This window comes from Paenibacillus sp. EKM301P (assembly GCF_011800295.1).
Lineage (GTDB): Bacteria > Bacillota > Bacilli > Paenibacillales > Paenibacillaceae > Paenibacillus > Paenibacillus polymyxa.
Map to the genome: position 1 here is coordinate 48,962 of NZ_JAALFM010000010.1, position 16,565 is coordinate 65,526.

The following is a 16,565-nucleotide window of genomic DNA, read 5'->3' on the forward strand; positions in this document are numbered from 1 at the left end:
AACGAAATGTCGAAGGCAGATAGGAAGTTGCATACTACACGCAGTATATAGCAATAAAAGACCAGTCCAACATAAATCATGTTTGGACTGGTCTTTTATATATTATTTCGTCGTAATTACGATAGTATCTTCTTTTTGTAGCCAATCTACCTTGGCTCCCAGTGTCTCGCTGATGAGCCTCAGTGGAAGATAACCAATACCGTTCACCATGAAGGGCGGATTAGTGAGTTCTACAGATTTACCGTTCACTTTTGTTTGGCTGGTTTTAAAATTAATTTCTAGAGAGACGGGATGGTCTCCCGCCTTGGACTGATTCATTTTCGCTATTTTGCTGTTGAAATCATAAGTGATGTCGGCCCCCAGTTGGTTAAAAACAGAACGCAAGGGAATAAACGCCTGCCCATTGCGGGTAATCACACCGTTGCTTAGAGGGACAGGTGTACTGTTGAGACGGACGAGAATCGGCTTTTGTACAGGAACTGGCGTATTATAAAGAAATTCATAATCGCCTATGCCGAGTTGCGCGTGTTTGTTAACACCCCAGCCCCACAGTGCGTCGTTTGCCTTTTGCATGATGACGTGCCGTGGGCCTGCCTTGATGCTTTGAATATTTTGAGCAAGTAATGTAAAAGGGACATTGGAGGATAATTTTTCGCCATCTAGAGATGCAACATATACATTACCAGCAGTGGTTAGAGCAAGAAGGGAGCGCTCAACGAAAAAGGCGTCTTTAACGTCCTTTACTCCTGTTAGCAGTACAGGGATATTAGTGTTGTGATAGGTCGTATTGTCTAAGGCACCTGTAACTGTAGCCCCCCAGAACCATAGCCGACCTTGCTGATCAATGGCGAGATTGGAATACCTATTAGCCTTGATTGTCTTGATGCCCGATAAGGCTTGAATTTGTGATACGGCTAGCGTTTCGGACGGAGCTGCATTTTTATCAAATTCTTTGGGCCACGTCCACACGGTACCATCCTTTTTTAAGGCTATATTTTTAGCAATTGCCTTAATGTCTTTTAATGGTGAAATAGGTTCGAAGCCCTGTAAGGCTGTTGTGTTTTTCCATACACTGCCGTCTTTCTTAAGAAATATCCAGCGTTCCTCATAATCCGGTCTTTCTTCATAGTAACTGACTATATCGGCAACCTCGTCGATGCCAGACAGAATTTGAAAAGGACTAAAGGTATTTTTATCTTCGAGTTGATCAGCGAGAAATATGCTGCCTTCGTTGGTCAGAGCGAGTACATGATCATTCAAACTACTTACAGCAGCGAGGTTCTGTAGTCCTTCCAGAGGAACAAACTTCACAGATTCAGAAATGTTGTTTCTAGGCACATACCAAGCAGAGTGGTCTTGCAAGGTAAATAGCAGATCACCTTCGTTGATGATATTAGAGAATGTTTTTATTACGTTTGGCTTACCCTCTACACGAGTCGGTACGGATTGATTATAGCCCCACAGCCACAAGCTTCCATCGGATTGGATCAGACTTCCGGAATCATAGGAGCGAATATGCGATGTAGAATCATTTCCGGCCGCCCACACCCTGGGACTGATCAGTAATAACGTAATTATACTGAGTAATAGACCACGTCTTTTCATACGATTTTCCTCATTTCTTGATCAATGTGTATAAGAGAAAAAGTAATCTTAAAGAATATCCCTAATCCATAGACGAAGAAAGTATAGAAAAGTTTTCCAAATATAATGAATTGCAATAAAATAACCTCCAAACCCAACGAATAGAGATGGATTTGGAGGTTATTTCTGTTAGCAAGTAGGTAGAATATATGGGTTAGCACAGCTAGTGCGTAGTATGAGCTAACTACTTGCGATTCGACTGCGTACGGTCAACAAGGTTTGCTCTTTAATTTGTCCGATTTCACGGAGGAGTGTGGCTGTTTTGGCTTCGTAGGATTGTTTGACATCCAAGTCTTTTAGCGAGGCAAGGTTAATATCAATGGTGAGCAGGGCGGATTGAGCGGCTGCTTCAAACAAAATCGCACCGATGCCCAGATCAGAGATCACATTTTTATTGGATATTTCCACAATATTGTAGGCTTGTGATAGTCCGTCCCGGCATACTTCCAGCAGGCGCATAGGTACTTCAATGGCAGCAATCACAGCTGTTTGTAAGGAATGGGTACGATAGCGCTTTTCTTCGTCTGTTTCTTTGGGCAAACGCAGCGCGGTCATGTACTGTTCAAAGGATTGGATGTCTGCGGCCATCAGTTCCTCACAATGCGTAGACAATCTTTCCATACTGCTAATGACTTGCACCATTTGTTCACTGAATTGCGTGTATTTTCCTCCTTGTGAAAGGTTGGCGGTCATGGAGGTCATCGCTGCGCCTAGTGCCGCAGCCAGCGCGGATACACTTCCTCCACCAGGGGTAGGCGCTGCACTTGCAGCTTCTTTCAGAAAATGTCCGATGGACTGGTTCCACGACAGTTCACTCATGAATAAACCACCTCTCTGGAGTAATGTTGCAGATGTATCGCTTTGAGCAAGTTTTTGTACAAAATTGCGGTCGTTAAGGTGCCTACACCGCCGGGAACGGGAGAAATGGCATGTACCTTTTCTACAACGTCCTGAGCAGCGTCCCCCACAATTTTACCCTCCAGCGTCTCATTAATTCCTGCATCCACGAGAATCAGACCTGGATGAACCATATCCTGCGTAATCACATCAGGACATCCGACTGCGACGAAGGCAATGTCTGCATGGCTCAGATGCTCTGCAATATCACGCGTACCTGCATGACAGGCGGTGACGGTGGCATTTTCTCTTTGCAGCATGTGGAAAAGGGGAAGTCCCACCGTCTGTCCGATGCCGACGAGCGTGACATTTTTGCCTGCCAAGGAGTGGCCGTAATGCTTGAGCAGTTCAATACAGGCTTGAGGTGTAGCGGGGTATAGCCCTGCGTCACCCGTAACGGTAGCCAGCTTGTTATCAGGCGTAATTCCATCAATATCCTTGTAGGGGGCGATGGATTGTTTAATAACGGAGGCAGAAAGATGTTGCGGAAGCGGGAGTTCCAGCATAATGCCATGTACATGGGATGCATCATTTAGGGTACCGATCACGTGCAGAAGTTCGGCTTCGCTTACATGACGATTAAAAGTATGGAGATGAAATGAGATGCCCAGCTTCTCTGCTATTTTTTGCTTGGTCCGTGCATAGTATGCAGATGCCGGATCACCCTCTATCAACAGGGTTGCCAGATGGGGACGGTGTCCTTGCTGTTTCATTTGCTCTACTTGGGAACGGATCGTTGCATACACTTGCTCAGCTGCTTCTTTGGATTTCATGATAATAGCCATAGTCCGAGCCTCCTCTGAATTTATCGCATAATGGAATCAACAGGGTGTCATGGTCTTCGAAAACGAAAAAAAGTATTTGCACAAGGTCGTCAAGACAGACGAATCCTCTGCAAATACTTCTCCCAGGCGAACGGTACGCTTGATTGTATGCTCCCTCGTGGTTCATTCCACTGACTTCGCCAGTCACATACAGCGTTATATATCTTATATTTTAACAAAATAACAGCAGAAAAGAAACCCGTGAACATTTGCCAAACAGGTTTGGTTAGTTGTCTATATGACAAATGTCATATGCCTGAACTGACGTTTATGACTACAGCAGATACAGCGGTCTCTTTATACTGAGCTTAGATCAACATGTACGCCTGACAGGATTAAGGTATGGGCTGCATTTTAAAGGAGGATCATAATGGGTATGACACAACTCCCGTTAGCTCAATTGAAAAAAAATATGGCTCCCTACGAGAAAATAAACACGAAATCCAGCGTTCTGCAACTGTTCAATACCTTGGGACCGCTGATCCTATTGTGGTATGCCGCTTATCTTAGCCTAGCGGTTTCTTACTGGCTGACGCTTCCCATTACCATTATTGCGGCAGGGTTTGTGGTACGGACGTTTATTATTTTTCACGATTGTGGTCATCAATCTTTTTTCAAAAGTCGCAAGCTGAACGATATGGTGGGAACGATTACAGGTATTATTACGCTCTGCCCTTATCACCAATGGAAAAATAGTCACGCGATCCACCATGCAACCAGCAGTAATCTGGATAAAAGAGGCACAGGTGATATGTGGGTGCTCACAGTAGAAGAGTACACAGCAGCTTCCACATGGACACGGTTGGCCTATCGTATATATCGAAATCCTTGGGTTATGTTCGGCCTAGGTCCAATCTATACTTTTTTGATTTCCTATCGGTTTAATGTCAAGACAGCCAAACGTAAGGAAAAGATAAACACTTATGTGACGAATATATCCATTGTTGCATTGTATGCACTGTTGTGCTGGGCTATTGGTTGGCAGGCATTCCTTCTGGTACAGACGCCTATCTTTTTTGTCTCTGGTATGTTGGGAATCTGGCTGTTCTATGTGCAACACCAGTTTGAGGATTCGTATTTTGAGCATGATGAAGAGTGGAGTTATATTAATGCGGCCGTCGAGGGCAGTTCTTACTACAAGCTTCCTAAAGTATTGCAATGGATTACAGGTAATATTGGTTTTCATCATGTTCACCACTTGAGCCCGAAAGTACCAAATTACAATTTGGAGAAAGCGCATGAAGCGACACCGTTGCTGCAAAAGGCGACCACGATTACGGTGAGTAGCAGTCTGGAATCTTTGAAGTTCCGACTATGGGATGAAAGTACCAAGACCTTTCTGACCTTTAAACAAGTAAAGCCGCTGCTTAGCAAACGTGTTGGCACTTCAAAGCCAATCCCTACGCCTGTTGTAGGCACGGAACGAAAATAACGTTGTACGGAAATTGGTATGATAAAATAAGGGGTATCTAAAGTAGAAAAGGGTGGCAGGATGCAAAAGTGGTATCAGATTTTCCAAAGAAATACGGGACTTAGCCCTTATGTGTGGGTTGTCTTTTATATCTTGCCCTTTTATTATTTTAGCTCTTCATCTACAAGTCATATTATTCTGGGAACTGCTATTATTTTGGTGTTTTTTGCTTGTTATGTACTGGCTTTTGTCTCTCAAGGCTGGCTCATATACTTTTGGACCAGTGTGCAGATTGCTATATCGATTACGATGACGCTGCTATTTAGCTATATGTACTTTTCCATATTTATCGCTTATCTGATTGGTAATATGAAAAGTAAGGCTGCATTTACGACGCTGTATATTATTTTAATGGTGATTACGATTGGATTAATTAATTACGGGTTTGTTTCACAGAATCCCGTTTTTATTAAGCAGATTCCTTTTATCCTGCTCAATCTGATTGGTGTGATTCTCCTGCCGATTACGAACTTTAATCGCAACAAAAGTGATCGGCTTCAGGTCCAATTGGAGGATGCCAATAAAAAAATATCGGAATTGATTAAGTTGGAGGAACGGCAAAGAATCGCGCGTGACCTGCACGATACCTTGGGTCAGAAGCTGTCACTCATTGGACTGAAGAGCGATTTGGCGGGCAAGCTGCTGGACCAGTACCCGGAACGGGCTCATGCCGAAATTAACGATGTTCGTCTTACGGCGAGAAGTGCGTTAAAAGAAGTACGAGAAATGGTTACTCAAATGCGCGGCATGAGACTAGAGGATGAACTGCTGCGTATTCGGCAAATTTTAAAGGCTGCTCACATCGAGCTGACCTTGGAGGGCGACCCGAAGCTGGAGCATACGTCATTAATGAATGAAAATGTGCTGAGTATGTGTATGAAGGAAGCTGTAACCAATGTAGTTAAACACAGTGGAGCTACCACTTGTTCCATTACCATTGAGCCGTCTCGTAAGGAATTGACCCTGCGGATTCAGGATAATGGAGTCGGCATTACTGGAGAATATGGGGCTCTTCGGGGAAATGGTCTGCAAGGCATGAAGGAAAGGCTCGAATTCGTGAACGGATGTATGGAACTGCGTTCAGATCAGGGAACGACCCTGGTCATTAAAGTGCCTAACATCACTGAAAAGCCGAATGAGGAGGTGGGGCCATGATTCGAATCGTCATCGCAGAAGACCAGCGTATGCTGCTGGGTGCTCTAGCCTCCCTGTTGGACTTGGAAGAAGACATGAAAGTAGTCGGAAAAGCAAGCAACGGGGAAGAAGCTATAGAACTGGTGAAGCTGCATCAGCCAGACATATGCATTATGGACATCGAAATGCCGATCAAGAGCGGATTGGATGCGGCAGAGGAACTCAAAGGCTTGAATTGCAAGGTGCTTATTTTAACAACGTTTGCTCGCCCCGGGTATTTTGAACGAGCGATTAAGGCGGGCACACACGGTTATTTACTCAAGGATAGTCCCAGTGAAGAACTGGCTTCCTCCATTCGCAGTATTATGGCAGGTCGGCGTATTTACGCTCCAGAACTGGTTGATGATGCTTACGCCGAGGCCAACCCGCTGACTGAGCGTGAAAAGACCGTTTTGGCGCTTATTGCTGACGGAAAGAACACCAAAGAAATTGCTGGTGAACTGTATTTAACAACAGGGACAGTGCGGAATTATATTTCAGTCATTCTCGATAAGCTGGGTGTCAGCAATCGGATTGAGGCCGTTACACGTTTTAATGAAAAAGGTTGGTTTAAATGAGAGACAGACAAAAATATTAAGCAGGACAGGGACGCTATGAATCCAAACATAGCTGCTCTGTTTTTTTGTTTTATCCATAGATTTGCTATGCCTCTAGCGTACTTCCTTGTGATACAATAGGATAGTTGTCCACAGGATGGACCCGGAGTACAAGGAGGAGCAGAACCGCATGAAACAAGCCCCGTTTATAGCCGTTGAAGGGCCGATTGGAGCCGGCAAGACGACGTTGGCTTCGATGCTTTCAACCGAGCTACATTTGCCGATGATCAAAGAGATTGTCGAGGAAAACCCGTTTCTCGATAAATTCTATCAAAATATAGATGAGTGGAGCTTTCAGCTGGAAATGTTCTTTCTCTGCAATCGATATAAGCAGCTAGAGGATACTGGCCTGCAATATATCGAGAAAGCTCAGCCTGTGATTTCAGATTACCATATCTATAAAAATCTGATTTTTGCTGAACGTACACTTAAAGGTGTAAAACTCGAAAAATATCGCCAAATCTATCATTTGCTCACCGATGATATGCCTAAGCCGGACATTATCGTTTATATTAGAGCAGATTTAGATACGTTGCTGAGCAGAATCCGTAAGCGCGGACGCTCCTTTGAACAGGAGATGGACCCTGCCTATCTGGAGCAATTGATTACGGATTATGATAAAGGCATTCAGTTTCTCGCCGAACAGTCACCTGCCCCGCGTATATTGACCGTGAACGGGAATGAAATTGATTTTGTAGAAAACCAGGCACAATTTGAACAAATTGTTTCCGATGTAAAGGAGCTTATATAGTGAATAATTACAACATTCCTGCAAATGCCCTGATTACGGTAGCGGGTACGGTAGGTGTAGGTAAATCCACGTTAACAGGTGCTTTGGCCAGTCGTCTTGGTTTTAAAACCTCGTTAGAGCAAGTCGATCATAATCCGTATCTGGAGAAGTTTTATCACGACTTCGAACGATGGAGCTTTCATCTGCAAATCTATTTTCTCGCGGAACGCTTCAAGGAGCAAAAGAACATTTTCTTGTCTGGTGGAGGTTTTGTGCAGGATCGTTCCATTTATGAGGATACAGGCATTTTTGCGAAAATGCATGCTGATCAGGGAACAATGAACCCTACCGATTACGAAACATATACTAGCCTGTTTGAGGCGATGGTCATGACCCCGTTCTTTCCGCACCCTGATGTGCTGATCTATCTGGAAGGCAGCTTGCCCTCCATACTGAGTCGGATCGAAGAACGCGGCCGCGAAATGGAGATTCAGACCGAGCGATCCTATTGGGAGCAAATGCATCGCAGATATTCCAATTGGATCAACGAATTTGATGCTTGTCCTGTACTGCGTCTAAACATTGATGAGTACGATGTACACGACCCTGCCTCCATGGATGCCATTTTGACAGAAGTGGGCAAGGTAATCTCCACAAAGTAGAGATATAACCCCAAAAAGCATACAAGGACTGTGGTACAATCAGTATAAATTAAGCTGATAGACCGCAGTCTTTTTTAATATGTGGAAGTATGAGGGATGACAGGCAGTATAGTGGACAAGTCTTGGCTGGAATGCGAGAATAGGAACATATATTAATTGTAATGACTCACGGGAAAGGATGGGATACTGTGATGCGTTTTGGTATCGTTGGAACGAACTGGATAACGGAAAGATTTATTCAAGCTGCGATAGAGACAGACGAATTTTCCCTGACCGCGGTGTACTCACGAACAGAGGAGAAAGGCCAATCCTTTGCTGATAAATATAGCAGCCAGCCGGAGGTTTTTACAGATCTGGCGCAAATGGCTGCAAGTGATCAGGTGGATGCCGTATATATTGCCAGTCCTAATTCCTTACATGCAGAGCAAGCGATCTTATGTATGAACCATGGAAAGCATGTGCTGTGTGAGAAGCCTTTTGCTTCTAATGCAGCAGAGGTGCAGAGCATGATCGAAGCCGCGCGCAACAACGATGTTCTGTTGATGGAGGCAGTTAAATCCACGCTTATGCCCAACTTTAAAATTATAAAGGATCATATGTATAAAATCGGCCGGGTTCGGCGTTATTTTGCAAGCTACTGTCAATACTCTTCACGCTTTGATGCTTTTAAGCAGGGTAAGGTGCTGAATGCCTTTAATCCGGCTTTTTCAAATGGTTCCTTGATGGATCTGGGAGTGTATTGTTTGTATCCGATGGTGGCATTGTTCGGCAAACCGGATGAGATCCGAGCGGTGGGTGTGCTGTTATCCTCTGGTGTCGACGGCGAGGGCAGCATCGTGATGAAGTATCCGGATATGGATGCGATCGTCATGCATTCCAAAATTACAGATTCCTATTTGCCTGCCGAAATTCAGGGTGAGTATGGAACGATGGTGATCGACAAAATCAGCCAGCCCTATGAGGTGAAAATTCATTATCGGGACGGCACGATTGAGGATTTGACCAAGGCACAGACGCGTGAGCCCATGTATTATGAAATTCAGGAATTTATGGATCTGATCAAGAGTGGGGAACGCAATAGTTCTATTAACTCTTTGGAGTGTTCACTGGCAGTCGCTGAAGTGATGGAGGAGGCAAGACAACAATTTGGCCTTCGTTATGAAGCGGATTTGAAAAATACTTCTGCGCATTAGTCTGTGGCGCATAATCAAGATTAACAATGCACAAAAGGCTGCCGATTTTGCATAACTTTGCAAATATACGGTTAGCCTTATTTGGCTTTGTAGGTCTAAAAAGGTAATCCATGGTGATGACGAGAGTAAGCAGATTGTATTCTTTTTTTATTGACAGATTCTCTTTCATGTCTTAAGGTGTTAACAATACATGATCAATATCAGTTAAATTATCCCATTTTTGTCCACGAAGATTAGGGAGTTTTTTTTAAGTTTTAAATCCGATTAAATCAACCGGATTACTAAATAAGATGGAGGAATACATCAATTGTAGGCGCAAGGGGGAAGCGGTTTGATAAAGTTTGAGCAAGTTAGCAAAATATTTTCCTTACCCAATCGCAAGGTAAATGCACTGGAAGAGGTATCGCTATCGGTTGGAAAGGGAGAAATTTTCGGCGTGATTGGCTTTAGTGGTGCGGGCAAAAGTACGCTGCTGAGGCTTGTCAATCTACTGGAGCGTCCCTCAGAGGGACGGATTGTCGTTAATGATCAGGATATTACCCAGATACGTCCCAAGGAGCTGAGGAATTTAAGAAGGCGGATCGGGATGGTATTCCAAACCTTTAATCTGTTTAACTCTCGTACTGTGTACGGGAATTTGGCTTATCCGCTAAAACTGGCTAAACTGCCTAAGGCTCAGATCGATGTCCGTGTTAAGGAATTGCTACAATTTGTTGGATTGGAGGACAAAGCGGATTCCTATCCAGAGCAGCTATCTGGTGGGCAAAAGCAGCGGGTCGGCATTGCCAGAGCACTGGCGAATTCGCCTGATATTCTGATCTGTGATGAAGCGACCTCAGCACTCGATCCGGAAACGACAGAAGACATATTGAGGCTGCTGAAAAAAGTAAATGAGGATTATCAGATTACCATTTTGCTCATTACCCATGAAATGAATGTGATTCGTAGTATTTGTGATCGTGTGGCAGTAATGGAGAATGGTAGGGTGATTGAGCAAGGGAGTGTATTCGATGTATTTGCCAATCCACAGACGAAGACGACGAAAAATTTTATTCGTTCTGTACTGAATGACCAACTCTCACCCAAGCTGCTGGACAAGATTCGGGAGCATCACGTCGGCCGATTGTACAGACTTGTTTTTCGAGATGGGGCGACAAGTGAACCAGTGCTCTCAAGAGCGACACGTAAGTATAATCTGGATTACAACATTGTATATGGAAGCATTAATGAGCTGCAGGGGGCGCTGTTTGGAAGTTTAATTGTTGAATTAATCGGTGCAGAGGATGAAGTTAACAAGGTCGTGGAGGAACTGCGAACGACGGTGGAAGTCAGGGAGGTGGTCGATCATGAGAGTTAATTGGGATACGTTTTGGCCTAAGATCGTGGAGGCTACAGGGGAAACGCTTTTGATGGTTGTTGTCACGCTGATTTTTGCTAGTATTCTGGGACTTATGATTGGTTTAGTGCTGTATGTGACACGAAAAGGGAGCTTGTTTGAAAACAAATTTGTGTTTATGTCTCTAAACCTGCTGATTAATATCATTCGCCCGATTCCGTTTATTATTTTTTTAGTGGCGATTAGTCCGGTTACACGTTTAGTCATAGGAACTACGATTGGCACCTCGGCAGCTATTTTTCCAATGACTATTGTAGCAGCCTTTGCAGTTGCAAGAATTGTAGAAAACAATCTGGTCTCCATTGATCCAGGGATGATCGAAGCAGCCAAGGCGCTGGGGGCAACTCCCTTTCAGATCATCACGGGTGTGCTGATTCGGGAAGCACTGGGACCTTTAATTCTTGGTTTGACGTTTATTACCGTGGCCTTGATCGATTTCTCTGCTATGGCTGGCACTGTGGGCGGAGGGGGTCTCGGGAATCTGGCCATGACCTATGGTTATCAACGATTCGATACTTCGGTTATGATCGTCACGATTGTTTTGCTGATCGTCTTTGTACAGGTCGCCCAATATGCGGGGAACTACTTGTCTCGTAAATTCCTACGTCGTTAATTGGAAAACAAGGATTATACATAATGATAAAGGAGAAATGAAAATGAAAAAAATATTTCGCTTAGGTTTGCTGGCTATTCTTAGTGTCTCGGTTCTTTCTGCTTGCTCAGCTAATGGTTCAGGCTCCAATGGTAATGAAAAAGTACATGTTAAAATTGGGGTTTCAGGATCAGAGGATACGTATTGGGATGTGCTTAAGAAGAAAGCAGAAGCCAAAAACATTGAAATTGAGCTGATCAGCTTTTCGGATTATACCTTACCCAATAAGGCACTTGCGAATAAAGAGGTAGATTTGAATTCCTTTCAGCATTTGGCCTTTCTCAGCCAATTTAATGTAGAAAATGATGTGAATCTCGTCCCTATTGGTGCAACGATTATCGCTCCCATGGCGCTGTACTCCGAAAAATTCAAAAACGTATCGGATATTCCTGCTGGCTCCAAAATTGCTATACCGGATGACCCCTCCAACCAGGGACGGGCATTGAAATTGCTCCAGTCTGCCGGATTGATTACATTGAAGCAAGGCTCAGGCCTGTATCCGACCCCAGATGAGATCGAAGGGAATCCCAAAAAGCTAGAGATTGTTCCTGTTGTCGCCCAACAGACGCCGCGCGTCTTGTCTGATGTAGCTGCCTCAGCCGTGAACAGCGGTGTTGCTACGGATGCCGGGCTCAAGCTGGATGGAGCCATTTACAAGGATGATGCAAGCAGTGAAGAAGCGAAGCCATATGTGAACGTGTTTGCTGCCCGTGCAGAGGATAAAGATAATGCGACCTACAAGACGATCGTGGATTTGTACCATGACGCTGATGTAGCCGAGGCTGTAAAGCAGGATTCCAAAGGAGCTAATGTCGTAGTAGACCAGTCTGCCGAGGAGCTGCAGGCTACATTGGATAAGCTGGTGGCGGATGTTAAAGCGCAAAAGAAATAAGGATATCTGATAGAAGTTAACTTGGAAGCATATAAAAACTACTATTATTGAAATGAGGAGAGATTGCGATGAGTACAGCGAATACGGTGGATACCCAAAGACAGCGGATTATTGAGAAAATTGAGGAGTCTCGTCAGCTCTACACGGAGACGAGCCGGTTTATTCACGCTAATCCCGAAATCGGCAATCAGGAATTTCAAGCTTCCAAGGCACTGACGGGTATTTTGGAGCAAGCGGGATTTGAGGTAACCCGTAATGTAGCGGGACACGAAACCGGATTTGTTGCTCGCAAGACTTCGGCTAGACCAGGTCCGAAAATTGGATATCTGGCTGAATATGATGCACTGCCCGGTCTGGGCCATGCTTGCGGCCACAATATTATCGGGACCGCAAGTACGGCAGCAGCTATCGCTTTGGCACAGGTGATTGATGAGACGGGGGGCGAGGTGTATGTGTTCGGTACTCCTGCGGAAGAAGGCGGTCCTAATGGAAGTGCAAAAGGCAGCTTCGTGAAGCACGGGCTGTTCGAAGGAATTGATGCTGCACTGATGGTTCATCCATCAGGTGTGACCCGGCTGACCTCACCGAGCCTGGCAGTTGACCCGCTAGACTTTCATTTTTACGGCAAAGCGGCTCATGCCGCAGGATCACCAGAGCAGGGAATCAATGCGCTCGATGCGGTGCTGCAATTGTTCAGCGGGATCAATGCTTTGCGCCAGCAACTGCCGACCGATGTGCGTATTCATGGCATCATTACGCATGGAGGTGACGCACCCAATATCATTCCGGATTATGCGTCGGCGCGCTTTTTCATTCGGGCAAGCACTTGGCAGCGCACAGAGGAGGTTTCCACGAAAGTTCGCCACATAGCTGACGCTGCTGCTTTGGCAACGGGAGCCACTGTGAAAATCGAACGTTTTCAAAATGAAGTGCGCGACTTCATACTGAACGATACGCTGGACGAGGTCGTCGGTCGTGAACTGGAAGCGCTGGGAGAACAGGTGGATCGTGGCCCTCGTGCCGGGCTGGGTTCGACAGATGCGGGAAATGTGAGTCATGTTGTCCCGACTGCACATGCTTACATTAAAATCGGCCCGGATGATCTCATCGCTCATACGGTAGAGTTCCGGGAAGCAGCGGGTTCTGTCAAGGGAGAGGAAGCCTTGGTGACTGGAGCCAAAGCGTTAGCCTTGTCAGGCTTGGAGCTACTGGTGAATGAAACCCTGCTGGTTGCGGTGAAGGAGGATTTTAAGCGTACGCATCCAGCGGCGCAGTAAGCATCAGCGCTTTGATAGCTTCTATACTAATAGCATAAGGAGGATATCTTACTGTCTTGTTGACTGTAAAGATATCCTTTTTTATTTTTACAAAGCACTGCATCTCAGCAAATAACGTATTAACAATTGATTGTTATGATCATGTTTATAACTTTTACATATTAACTGCACAGAGGAGTGTACACATGTTTAAGAAGTTTCAAAAATGGTCAGCAACATCTATGTCTGTTGCTCTTGCACTAGGTTTGATTACTGGCATGTCAGCTTTGCCTGTTCATGCTGAGTCACCAGTGAACACAGATCAAGGTATTAGTAAAGTTACAGCTACATTTTATGGAGACACCAAAGCCTCCAAAGGATTTACCTGGTATACTTCAAAACTTTTCACGAAGAGCACGGTTCAAGTAACCAAGAAAACCGCTTCTGAAGCTGATTTTACGAGTGCTCTTACATTTGAAGGTACTTCCGCTCCATCAACCAATTCTTCAGAAGAACTTGTCCATAAAGCCGTAGCAACAGGTCTTCAAGCGGACACAGCTTATTATTATCGTGTGGGTGATGCAGCGCGTGGGATATGGAGCGAAACAGGTACGTTTCAAACAGCTCCTAAGAGCGGTGAATTTACCTTCATTGATCTAGCTGATACACAAGCAAAAAGCGAAGATGAAGCCATATTGTCTTCACAGACGCTCGAAAAAGCTCTTCAAACCGTAGGTAATGCTCAGTTTGTAGTCCACAACGGGGATATCGTAGATACCGGTACCAAAGAAGAGCAGTGGAACTGGTTGTTGGGGCATTCACAAAAAAGCCTTTTGAATACAACCATTGTTCCCTCAGCAGGTAATCATGAGGATGAGAACTATGCTTTTTATGATCACTTTAATATTAACCAACCAGCTGGTTCAGCTACTAAAACAGGAGCGTACTACTCCTTTGATTACAGCAATGCTCACTTTATCGTCCTGAACTCCAATGAGGACTCAGAGAAATATGCCAATTTTTCGGAAGACCAAGTTGAATGGTTAAAGAAAGATGCTGCGGCAGCCAAAAAGGCAGGTGCAAAGTGGATCATTGTGAATATTCATAAAGGTCCTTACACTACCTCTAACCATGCAACAGATGCTGACATCATGGATAACAATGGAGTTCGTAACCAAATCGCTCCACTCATGGACAAACTTGATATCGACTTTGTCGTGCAGGGGCATGATCATATTTATGCTCGGACGAAACCAATCAACCAAGAGGGTAAAGCAACAACGCCAACCAAATTAAAAGATAGATTAAATGAAAAGACGATTGAATATAGTGTGAATCCGGATGGAAGTATCTATGTCATCCCGGCAACCGCTGGCCCCAAGGTCTACTACAAAAACCCAAGTGAAAAACTTGGAGATAAGTATTATAATCTTTTTGAACTAGCTGAAGAGAATCATGCGGCAGTTTATGGCCCAGATCCGAGTGACAATCGTAGACCTGTACGAGGACAGGTACAAAATTTTGTGGGCATCACCGTAGACGAAAATAAACTTACAGCCGTAACGTATGAAATTGATCAAAACAAAAATGATGCCAAACCTTTTATTGTGGATCAGTTCGGGATTATCAAAAATTATTAGTATATTTTGATTCAATGGTTTCCAAATGGTCTCTAAATGATCATACAAGGATATCCTACAGTCTGTTTGGCTGCAAGGATATCCTTTTTCATTTCCTTATAGGGCCGGGACTTTCTTATAGAGAGACATCTGAAGTGGTGCTTGTAATACTTACGCCCTGTTCGGAAGCGGGTACATCGTACATAATGCTATTAACAGTCCAAAGTTTAAAAGTAGAGTATTCAATTTTACATAGATAATTTTTTTGCAAAATAAGGGAGGATACAACGATGGCTTATCAAGAAATGAATGGAGTACGCGTATGGGGAGCACCTGATCCGGGGGCACTATCTCAAGCCCGCACATGTGCCGAAAATGGCAATGTGATTCAGGCGCTGCTGATGGCAGATCATCATAAAGGCTACAGTCAGCCGATTGGTGGTGTGGTGGTATATGACGGACAAATTTCACCTTCAGGTGTGGGGTATGATATCGGCTGTGGAAATAAGGCGGTAAGAACCAAGCTGTCTGCAGCAGATATTATGCCGCGTATTTCAACCGTGATGAATGAGATTGCACGTCAGATTTCGTTTGGCGTAGGTCGTGTGAATGAGGTTCAGGTAGACCATGAGCTGTTCGATGACCCGGATTGGGCGGTATATGCAGCGATTGGGAAGCAAGAGCATAATAAACTGAAGACCTTGGCGAGAGAACAGCTGGGTACAGTAGGAAGTGGTAATCATTTTGTTGATGTATTTGTGGAGGAAGTGACAGGACAGGTCTGGGTTGCCAATCATTTCGGTAGCCGGGGCTTTGGACACAAAACAGCAAGCGGGTTTCTAAATTTGGCCGCAGGACGGGAGTTCCTCGGAAAGGCGCCAGGAGAACATATGGATCAGCCGCCTGTGCTGCTGGATATGAACAGTGAGCTGGGGGACATGTACTACCGTGCGATGCGCCTTGCCGGACGTTATGCTTATGCCGGACGTGACTATGTGATAGAACAAGTGCTTGGTATTATGGGGACTGAAGCGGACTTTACGGTGCATAACCACCATAATTACGCGTGGAAAGAACAGCATGATGGACGCGACACCATTGTGGTCCGCAAAGGTGCAACCCCCTCGGCCCCTGGTCAAATGGGCTTTATTGGAGGAAGCATGGGCGATATCTCGGTGATTGTACGTGGAAAAGATTCGGTAGAAAATCGGGATTCCTACTATAGTACAGTTCATGGTGCAGGGCGTATTATGAGTCGTACCCAGGCAGCTGGTAAAATGAATTGGAAAACCCGTACGCGTAGCGGTGGGCAGATTACGGACCTACAGATGAAGGAGGCCGTTCGAAACTACGGTGTCGAGCTGCGCGGAGCAGGTACTGATGAGAGTCCGTTCGTCTACCGCAAACTGCGTGAGGTGCTGGACGCTCATTCCGAGACCGTGGAAGTTATGCATGTGCTGAAGCCGATCGGGGTATGCATGGCTGGGGCCAATGAGTTTGACCCTTATAAGGATTAATGAAATGATTTAACAATAAAAA

At 44.9% G+C, this 16,565-nt stretch carries 15 protein-coding genes and 1 riboswitch; of the genes, 12 read left to right on the plus strand and 3 right to left on the minus strand.

Annotation, left to right across the window (positions count from 1 at the left end):
• Positions 1-102: 102 nt before the first annotated feature.
• The 3 genes from HFD99_RS20090 to HFD99_RS20100 form a co-directional block, all read right to left on the minus strand.
• Positions 103-1,605 (minus strand): stalk domain-containing protein, encoded by a 1,503-nt coding sequence (locus HFD99_RS20090; protein ID WP_045244179.1) that lies wholly within the window; start codon positions 1,603-1,605, stop codon positions 103-105.
• 219 nt (positions 1,606-1,824) lie between these two features.
• Positions 1,825-2,463 (minus strand): cyclodeaminase/cyclohydrolase family protein, encoded by a 639-nt coding sequence (locus HFD99_RS20095; RefSeq protein WP_045244178.1) that lies wholly within the window; start codon positions 2,461-2,463, stop codon positions 1,825-1,827.
• Positions 2,460-3,326, minus strand: a complete 867-nt coding sequence (locus HFD99_RS20100; RefSeq protein WP_031462934.1) for a bifunctional 5,10-methylenetetrahydrofolate dehydrogenase/5,10-methenyltetrahydrofolate cyclohydrolase — start codon at positions 3,324-3,326, stop codon at positions 2,460-2,462. The genes HFD99_RS20095 and HFD99_RS20100 overlap by 4 nt, the downstream gene beginning before the upstream one ends.
• Positions 3,327-3,439: 113 nt before the next feature.
• Positions 3,440-3,523, minus strand: a riboswitch (ZMP/ZTP riboswitch).
• Between the two features lie 212 nt (positions 3,524-3,735).
• Here HFD99_RS20100 and HFD99_RS20105 point away from each other — a divergent pair.
• The 12 genes from HFD99_RS20105 to HFD99_RS20160 all read left to right on the plus strand — a co-directional run bounded on the left by HFD99_RS20105 (position 3,736) and on the right by HFD99_RS20160 (position 16,543).
• Positions 3,736-4,797, plus strand: coding sequence for a fatty acid desaturase (locus HFD99_RS20105; RefSeq protein ID WP_123796817.1), 1,062 nt, complete (start codon positions 3,736-3,738; stop codon positions 4,795-4,797).
• Positions 4,798-4,857: 60 nt separating this feature from the next.
• Entirely contained in the window at positions 4,858-5,991 is a 1,134-nt protein-coding gene (locus HFD99_RS20110) for a sensor histidine kinase (RefSeq protein ID WP_123796818.1), read from the plus strand.
• Positions 5,988-6,587 (plus strand): response regulator transcription factor, encoded by a 600-nt coding sequence (locus tag HFD99_RS20115; protein ID WP_123796819.1) that lies wholly within the window; start codon positions 5,988-5,990, stop codon positions 6,585-6,587. The genes HFD99_RS20110 and HFD99_RS20115 overlap by 4 nt, the downstream gene beginning before the upstream one ends.
• A 169-nt stretch (positions 6,588-6,756) precedes the next feature.
• Complete coding sequence (locus HFD99_RS20120; protein ID WP_016819853.1) at positions 6,757-7,377, plus strand: deoxynucleoside kinase; 621 nt, start codon at positions 6,757-6,759, stop codon at positions 7,375-7,377.
• Positions 7,377-8,018, plus strand: coding sequence for a deoxynucleoside kinase (locus HFD99_RS20125; RefSeq protein WP_017426248.1), 642 nt, complete (start codon positions 7,377-7,379; stop codon positions 8,016-8,018). The genes HFD99_RS20120 and HFD99_RS20125 overlap by 1 nt, the downstream gene beginning before the upstream one ends.
• Positions 8,019-8,209: 191 nt before the next feature.
• Positions 8,210-9,211, plus strand: a complete 1,002-nt coding sequence (locus HFD99_RS20130; protein WP_123796971.1) for a Gfo/Idh/MocA family protein — start codon at positions 8,210-8,212, stop codon at positions 9,209-9,211.
• A gap of 331 nt (positions 9,212-9,542) precedes the next feature.
• Positions 9,543-10,568: a methionine ABC transporter ATP-binding protein gene (locus HFD99_RS20135; RefSeq protein WP_017426250.1), complete on the plus strand. Its 1,026-nt coding sequence runs from the start codon at positions 9,543-9,545 to the stop codon at positions 10,566-10,568.
• On the plus strand, positions 10,558-11,220 hold the full coding sequence (locus tag HFD99_RS20140) for a methionine ABC transporter permease (RefSeq protein WP_123796820.1): 663 nt from the start codon (positions 10,558-10,560) through the stop codon (positions 11,218-11,220). Before HFD99_RS20135 ends, HFD99_RS20140 begins: the two co-directional genes overlap by 11 nt.
• A 43-nt stretch (positions 11,221-11,263) precedes the next feature.
• Entirely contained in the window at positions 11,264-12,151 is an 888-nt protein-coding gene (locus HFD99_RS20145; RefSeq protein ID WP_016819858.1) for a MetQ/NlpA family ABC transporter substrate-binding protein, read from the plus strand.
• Positions 12,152-12,219: 68 nt separating this feature from the next.
• Positions 12,220-13,428, plus strand: coding sequence for a M20 family metallopeptidase (locus HFD99_RS20150; RefSeq protein WP_017426251.1), 1,209 nt, complete (start codon positions 12,220-12,222; stop codon positions 13,426-13,428).
• 185 nt (positions 13,429-13,613) lie between these two features.
• Complete coding sequence (locus tag HFD99_RS20155) at positions 13,614-15,047, plus strand: purple acid phosphatase family protein (protein WP_123796972.1); 1,434 nt, start codon at positions 13,614-13,616, stop codon at positions 15,045-15,047.
• Positions 15,048-15,316: 269 nt separating this feature from the next.
• Complete coding sequence (locus HFD99_RS20160; protein ID WP_123796821.1) at positions 15,317-16,543, plus strand: RtcB family protein; 1,227 nt, start codon at positions 15,317-15,319, stop codon at positions 16,541-16,543.
• Positions 16,544-16,565 lie beyond the last annotated feature (22 nt).

Excerpts from the sequence above, each read along its gene's own strand:
- HFD99_RS20095 (WP_045244178.1), bottom strand. The coding sequence starts at position 2,463 with ATGAGTGAACTGTCGTGGAACCAGTCCATCGGACATTTTCTGAAAGAA.
- HFD99_RS20090 (WP_045244179.1), bottom strand. The coding sequence starts at position 1,605 with ATGAAAAGACGTGGTCTATTACTCAGTATAATTACGTTATTACTGATC.
- HFD99_RS20115 (WP_123796819.1), top strand. The coding sequence starts at position 5,988 with ATGATTCGAATCGTCATCGCAGAAGACCAGCGTATGCTGCTGGGTGCT.
- HFD99_RS20120 (WP_016819853.1), top strand. The coding sequence starts at position 6,757 with ATGAAACAAGCCCCGTTTATAGCCGTTGAAGGGCCGATTGGAGCCGGC.
- HFD99_RS20145 (WP_016819858.1), top strand. The coding sequence starts at position 11,264 with ATGAAAAAAATATTTCGCTTAGGTTTGCTGGCTATTCTTAGTGTCTCG.
- HFD99_RS20150 (WP_017426251.1), top strand. The coding sequence starts at position 12,220 with ATGAGTACAGCGAATACGGTGGATACCCAAAGACAGCGGATTATTGAG.
- HFD99_RS20160 (WP_123796821.1), top strand. The coding sequence starts at position 15,317 with ATGGCTTATCAAGAAATGAATGGAGTACGCGTATGGGGAGCACCTGAT.
- HFD99_RS20105 (WP_123796817.1), top strand. The coding sequence starts at position 3,736 with ATGGGTATGACACAACTCCCGTTAGCTCAATTGAAAAAAAATATGGCT.
- HFD99_RS20130 (WP_123796971.1), top strand. The coding sequence starts at position 8,210 with ATGCGTTTTGGTATCGTTGGAACGAACTGGATAACGGAAAGATTTATT.
- HFD99_RS20155 (WP_123796972.1), top strand. The coding sequence starts at position 13,614 with ATGTTTAAGAAGTTTCAAAAATGGTCAGCAACATCTATGTCTGTTGCT.
- HFD99_RS20140 (WP_123796820.1), top strand. The coding sequence starts at position 10,558 with ATGAGAGTTAATTGGGATACGTTTTGGCCTAAGATCGTGGAGGCTACA.
- HFD99_RS20110 (WP_123796818.1), top strand. The coding sequence starts at position 4,858 with ATGCAAAAGTGGTATCAGATTTTCCAAAGAAATACGGGACTTAGCCCT.
- HFD99_RS20100 (WP_031462934.1), bottom strand. The coding sequence starts at position 3,326 with ATGGCTATTATCATGAAATCCAAAGAAGCAGCTGAGCAAGTGTATGCA.